We start from the raw sequence: 6126 nt of genomic DNA, 5'->3' as shown, positions 1-6126 counted from the left end.
CGCCGCCCGCCCCTCAGGCCCGCGCAGGAGGGGCGGCGCCCGCGTGCCCGCGGGCGGGGCCGGGCGTCACCCGGTCACGCCGGCGGCGTGACCGGCGGCATGGGGACGCCCATGATCTCCCGCGAGTGCAGGTTCGGCACGAGCCCGAGCCGCCACGCCTGCCAGCCCTCGGCCGGGTCCACCCCGCGCCCCAGCACCACCGCGTAGGCGTCCAGCCCGTCCTCCAGACGCCCGTCCCGCATCGGGTGCGGCGCCGCGGCCAGCCGGGCCAGCTCCGCCCGGGCCTCCTCCACGCCAGCGCCCGGGAGCGCGTACGGCAGCAGCGTGCAGCGCAGGAAGCGGGCCCAGTCCTCCCCGCGCCGGTCCCCGTACGAGATGAACAGCCGGGCCGCCTCCTCGCACAGGCCCAGCGCCTGCGCCACCCGGCCGTTGCCCGCGTCGACCACCGCCAGTTCCAGGCAGGTCCATGCCTCCCCGTGCGCCAGCCCGATCCGCCGGAAGTCCGCCCGCGCGTCCATCAGCAGCTGCCGGGCGAACCCGGAGTTGCGCAGGTTGCCCGTCTGCGCCGCCCGCTGGTCGCGCGTGACCCGGCCCGAGTGGTGGCGGGCGTGCGCCAGCCCGTACACGTCCCGCATCCGCGAGAACATCGTGCGGGCCCGCTCCAGCTCCCGTACCGACTGATCGCGCTCGCCGCCCTCCTCCAGCGCCTGACCGAGGTAGTACAGCGTCCACGCCTCGCCGCGGGCGTCCTCCTGCTCCCGGTGGCTGGCCAGCGCCTCGCGCAGCCGCTCCACCGCCGGGCCCGGATCCCCGTCGACGACCCGGGCGCGGCCCAGCTGGGTCAGCGCCCAGGCCTGGCCGCGCCCGTCGCGCGTGCGCCCGTACAGGTCGAGGGCGAGCTTCAGCTCCGCCTCCGCGCCCGGGACCTCGCCGAGCCGCAGGTACACCTGCCCCAGCTGGAAGTGCGCCCACGCCTCGCCGTGCACGCTCTCGCTCTCCCGGTGCAGAGCGAGCGACCGCTCCAGCAGCTGCGTCGCCTCCGCCAGGTGCGCGCGGTCCCGCTCCACCGCCGCGAGGGCGTGCAGGGCCCACGCGCGGTCGCCGGCCAGCTCGTCCGGCTCCTGGAGCACCAGCGCCTCGCGGATGCGGGCCGCGGCCTCCGTCAGCTGGCCCTGGTGGTGCAGGGTGATGCCGAGCGAGATGAGCGCCATGCCCGCGCCGGCGTCCTGGTGGGCCTCCCGGTACTGGTCGACCACCGAGGTCAGCGTGGTGCGGGCCTTGTCCAGCTCGCCGAGCTGGCGGGCCGCGATACCGGTGCGCCACTGCACGGAGCGGACCAGGCGCCCCTCGCCGGGGCCGCCCTGGCGGGCCGCCTCCACGGCGAGGGTCAGCTCGTTGATCTCGCCGAGGCGGTACAGGTCCCCGCGCAGCAGGCAGAAGTCGCAGAGCGCGCCGAGGAGGTCCAGTACGGCCTGCTGGTCCACGTCCCGCGAGTGCCGCAGCGCGGCCGTGATGAAGCTCGACTCGTCGTCCAGCCAGCGCAGCGCAGCGTCGAGCGAGGCGAAGCCGTGCCCCCCGAAGTGGTTGGCGCGGGTCGACATCTTCCCGTCGACCATCCGGATCACCGCGTCGGCGAGCTGCGCGTAATTGCGGATCAGCCGGCCGTGCGCCGCCGAGGACTCGGCCCGGTCCTCGTCCGCCGCGAGCCGCGCCGCCGCGTACGAGCGCACCGCGTCGTGCATGCGGTACCGCTCCCCGCGTACGTGGTCCACCAGCCCCGCCTGCGCCAGCTCGCGCAGCAGCCGCCCGGCCGTCGCCATGTCGGCGTCGATCAGCGCCGCCGCGGCCGAGGGCCCGAGCGAGGCCCGCCCGGCGAGCGTGAGGCGCCGCAGCAGCCGCCGCCGCTCCTCGGGCAGCCGTTCGTAGGCCAGCGCGAGGGCGGCGTCGAGGGCATCCGCGGCGCCCTGCCCGGGCGGGGCGTCCGGGGCCGGCGGGGCGGACGGTGCGTCCGGGGCCGCCGGGGCAGGTGGTGCGTCCGGGGCTGGCGGGGCCAGTGGGGCCAGTGGGGCCAGTACGCGCAGGGCCAGCGGGAGCCCACCGCCCAAGGCGAGCAGCCCGCCCACCGCCTCCTCCCCGTACGGACCCGCCCCGGCGGCCTCGGCCCCGGCGCGCACCAGCTCCGCGCCCTCCGCCTCCGTGAGCCGCTCGACCGGCAGCTGGTGCACCCACGCGGACAGGCCGGGCAGCTCCAGCGGCTCCCGGGAGGTCACCAGCACCAGGCTCTCCGACCGCTCCGGCACCAGCGTCCGCACCTGCTCCGCGTCCACCGCGTCGTCCAGCAGCACCGTGACGGGCAGCCCCTGGAGGTGCTGGTGGTACAACTCGCCCAGGCGCCGTACCTGCTGCTCCGCCGAGGAGCCCTCGCGGAACAGCAACTGTTCGCGCGGGGCCCCGAGCCGGTTCAGCAGGTGCAGCAGCGCCTCCCGCAGCGGCAGCGGCGCCTCCCCGCTGAGCGAGCCGCCCCGCAGGTCCACCACGCAGGCCCCGCGGAACTGGTCGCGCAGCGCGTCCGCCGCCCGCAGCGCCAGGGCCGTGCGGCCCACGCCCGGCTCGCCGTGCAGCACCACGACCACCGGGCGGGTTTCCGTGCTGGCCCGGGCCGCCTGCACCCATTGGGCGATGCGGGTCAGCTCCGCCCGGCGGCCCGAGAACGCGGCGGTCGTCCGGGGGAGTTGACCGAAGGACTGCTCCAGCACGCTGCGCCGCCGGGCCTCCGCACTGCGGTCGGTCCCGCGCAGCTGGGGAGCGGCGGTCCGGGCGGGCTGACGGGGCACCCGCGCCGCCGCGGCCACCGCGCGCTGCTGTTCCAGGAACGGGCGTATCCCGCGCACCTCAAGTGCCGTCAGCCACTGGAGCCGCAGCTGCTCCGGCCCGCCGGGCTGCCCGCGCACCCCGGCCCGCCGGTTCGCGGCGGGCAGGTGCAGGGCGGTCACCTTGGCGACCGTGGTAACCGCCCCGGCGATGCCGGTGACGGCGCCGGCCGCCAGCGCCGTGCCCGCCCCCACCCCGAGGGACAGGTCCGCCCCGACGGCCGCGGCCGCCGCGACCGCCGTCACGAGCAGCGCCGTCGAGGTGTTCCCGCGGCGGAAGGCCTCGCCGAGGGACTCGTCGCCGGCCGCCGCCTCGTCCAGTGCCCGTACGTACGCCTCGTACTCCTCGGCGGCGCTCGCGGCGAGCGCGTCCAGCGCCTCCAGGCCGCGCGCGGTCAGCGCCGCCCTGTCGGCCGGCGCACCGGCTCCGCCTCCCCGCCGGGCCTCTTCGTCCACGGCCCGTTCCAGCAGTCGCTCGGCCTCACCGCGATGGCTTTCCCGCATCGGCAATCCCCCTCAAGAGAGCTCCGGCAACGTGGCCCCAAGTGTCCGCCGGGAGTGCCGCGAGCGCGAGGGAATCTGAGCTAGATCAGAGGGAGTTGCCCCCACTCCCCCCGCTCCCGCGCATATATGTGCCTTCCGCGCCTTGCCGGCTTCCCTACAGGGCCCCGAGACCGACGGCGACGGGGAGGGGTACGGTCGACTTCACCGTGCCGGTGAACATCTCACCGTCCCTGTACGCCTTGGTGGCGGGGGGCGCCACCATCTCGGTCATGGCGTACCTCCTTCGAGGAAGCCGCGGCAGACTGGCACTGCTCCGCAGGTGCCGGGCTGCCCGACACCTGAGGGGCCTCATGGCCCACCGGGGTGATTCGGCCGGGCGAGGCGGCTCCGTGAAGGTTTCGCCGGTCGTGCCGGGCGTTGTGAGAGGCTGGGTCGCATGAACCGGTTGGCTGGTGTGACCTCGCCTTATCTGCTTCAGCACGCGGACAATCCGGTCGACTGGTGGCCGTGGGAACCCGAGGCGTTCGAGGAGGCGAAACGGCGCAATGTGCCCGTTCTGCTGTCCGTCGGGTACTCGGCGTGCCACTGGTGCCACGTCATGGCGCACGAGTCCTTCGAGGACGAGCTGGTCGCCGCCTACATGAACGAGCACTTCGTCAACATCAAGGTGGACCGCGAGGAACGGCCCGACGTCGACGCCGTCTACATGGAGGCCGTGCAGGCCGCCACCGGGCAGGGCGGCTGGCCCATGACCGTGTTCCTGACCCCCGACGCCGAGCCCTTCTACTTCGGGACCTACTTCCCGCCCGAGCCCCGGCACGGGATGCCCTCGTTCACGGAGATCCTCGAAGGCGTGCGGACCGCCTGGGTGGGGCGGCCCGAGGAGGTGGCCGAGGTCGCGCAGCGGATCGTACGGGACCTCGCCGGGCGGCAGTTGGACTACGGCAAGGCCGGCACGCCCGGCCCCGAGGAGCTGGCCCAGGCGCTGCTCGGGCTGACCCGCGAGTACGACGCCGTCCGCGGCGGCTTCGGCGGGGCGCCGAAGTTCCCGCCCTCCATGGTGCTGGAGTTCCTGCTGCGCCACCACGCGCGGACCGGGAGCGAGGGGGCCCTGCAGATGGCCGCCGACACCTGCGAGGCGATGGCCCGCGGCGGGATCTACGACCAGCTGGGCGGCGGGTTCGCCCGGTACTCCGTGGACCGGGAATGGGTCGTCCCGCATTTCGAGAAGATGCTCTACGACAACGCGCTGCTGTGCCGGGTCTACGCGCACCTGTGGCGGGCCACCGGCTCCGACCTCGCACGGCGCGTCGCCCTGGAGACCGCCGACTTCATGGTGCGCGAGCTGCGCACCACCGAGGGCGGCTTCGCCTCCGCCCTCGACGCCGACAGCGAGGACCCGCAGACCGGTGCGCACGTCGAGGGCGCGTACTACGCCTGGACCCCCGCCCAGCTGGCCGAGGTGCTCGGCGAGGACGACGCGGCGCTGGCCGCCGCCTGCTTCGGGGTGACGCAGGAGGGCACCTTCGAGCACGGCAAGTCCGTGCTCCGGCTGCCGCAGGACGGGCCCGTCGTGGACGCCGGGGTCATCGACGGCATCCGCCGCAGGCTGCTGGCGGCGCGCGCCGAGCGGCCCGCGCCCGGCCGCGACGACAAGGTGGTCGCCGCCTGGAACGGCCTGGCGATCGCGGCGCTGGCCGAGTGCGGGGCGTACTTCGACCGGCCGGACCTCGTCGAGCGGGCGACCGAGGCCGCGGACCTCCTCGTCCGCGTGCACATGGACGGGCGCGCCCGGCTGGCCCGGACCAGCAAGGACGGCCGAGTCGGCGCCAACGCCGGAGTCCTGGAGGACTACGGGGACGTCGCCGAGGGCTTCCTCGCGCTGGCGGCCGTCACCGGGGAGGGGGTGTGGCTGGAGTTCGCCGGCTTCCTCGTCGACCTCGTCCTGGACCGGTTCACGGCCGAGGACGGCTCCCTCTACGACACCGCGCACGACGCCGAGCGGCTCATCCGCCGCCCCCAGGACCCGACTGACACCGCGGCCCCCTCCGGCTGGACGGCCGCGGCCGGTGCGCTCCTGTCGTACGCCGCGCACACCGGCTCCGAGGCGCACCGTACGGCGGCCGAGCGGGCCCTCGGGGTCGTGCACGCGCTGGGTCCGCGCGTCCCGCGCTTCATCGGGCACGGGCTCGCGGTCGCGGAGGCGCTGCTCGACGGTCCGCGCGAGGTGGCCGTGGTGGGCCACCCGGAGGATCCGGCGCTGGCCGCGCTGCACCGGACGGCGTTGCTGGGGACGGCTCCCGGTGCGGTGGTGGCGGCCGGGCCGCCGCGGGCGGCCGACGGCAGCGGGGGCGAGTTCCCCCTCCTGGCCGAGCGCACACTCGTGCACGACCTTCCGACGGCGTATGTGTGTCGACATTTCGTCTGCGCGCGGCCTACGACGGACCCGGTCCAGCTGGCGGAACAGTTGGGCGCGGTTCATCCCTGAATCAGCCGGAGTAGCGTCAATTCCGTTTGCTGGTCGGAGAGTTCGCAAGCCAGCTTTTTATCCCCGCGGCTCGTGAGCGTCATTTCCGCTGCCTACTCTCATGTCTGCGGACGCACCGGGAGCCGCTGATCGGGCGCACCGGGGGGTGCGTCCGAGGGGGGAAGCAGGGGGAGCAGGGGGGCGGCGTGAGCCTGTCGAGGTTCAGGTTGACCTCGAAGGGCACAGGGCGTTGGAGGGTGCCTCGGAAGATCCCGGCGGGTGCGT

Annotated in this window: 2 protein-coding genes and 2 pseudogenes; 1 reads left to right on the top strand and 3 read right to left on the bottom strand. The window is 75.3% G+C overall.

Going from position 1 to position 6126, the window contains the following annotated elements:
- Nucleotides 1–74: 74 nt before the first annotated feature.
- Nucleotides 75–3374: a tetratricopeptide repeat protein gene (locus tag ACS04_RS25795; protein WP_048479168.1), complete on the bottom strand. Its 3300-nt coding sequence runs from the start codon at nt 3372–3374 to the stop codon at nt 75–77.
- A gap of 154 nt (nt 3375–3528) precedes the next feature.
- Nucleotides 3529–3633, bottom strand: a pseudogene (locus tag ACS04_RS38335) (Uma2 family endonuclease); the annotation flags it as partial.
- 177 nt (nt 3634–3810) lie between these two features.
- Between ACS04_RS38335 and ACS04_RS25790 the strand changes: the two are divergent.
- On the top strand, nt 3811–5862 hold the full coding sequence (locus tag ACS04_RS25790) for a thioredoxin domain-containing protein (RefSeq protein WP_048479167.1): 2052 nt from the start codon (nt 3811–3813) through the stop codon (nt 5860–5862).
- A gap of 178 nt (nt 5863–6040) precedes the next feature.
- On the opposite strand, the pseudogene ACS04_RS39560 reads toward ACS04_RS25790, so the two are convergent.
- Nucleotides 6041–6126, bottom strand: a pseudogene (locus tag ACS04_RS39560) (Uma2 family endonuclease); the annotation flags it as partial.

This window comes from Streptomyces roseus (assembly GCF_001044425.1).
In the GTDB taxonomy this organism is placed as follows: domain Bacteria; phylum Actinomycetota; class Actinomycetes; order Streptomycetales; family Streptomycetaceae; genus Streptomyces; species Streptomyces roseus.
Note: the sequence above shows the minus strand (reverse complement) of the source record. Positions and strands in the feature narration are given on the sequence as shown.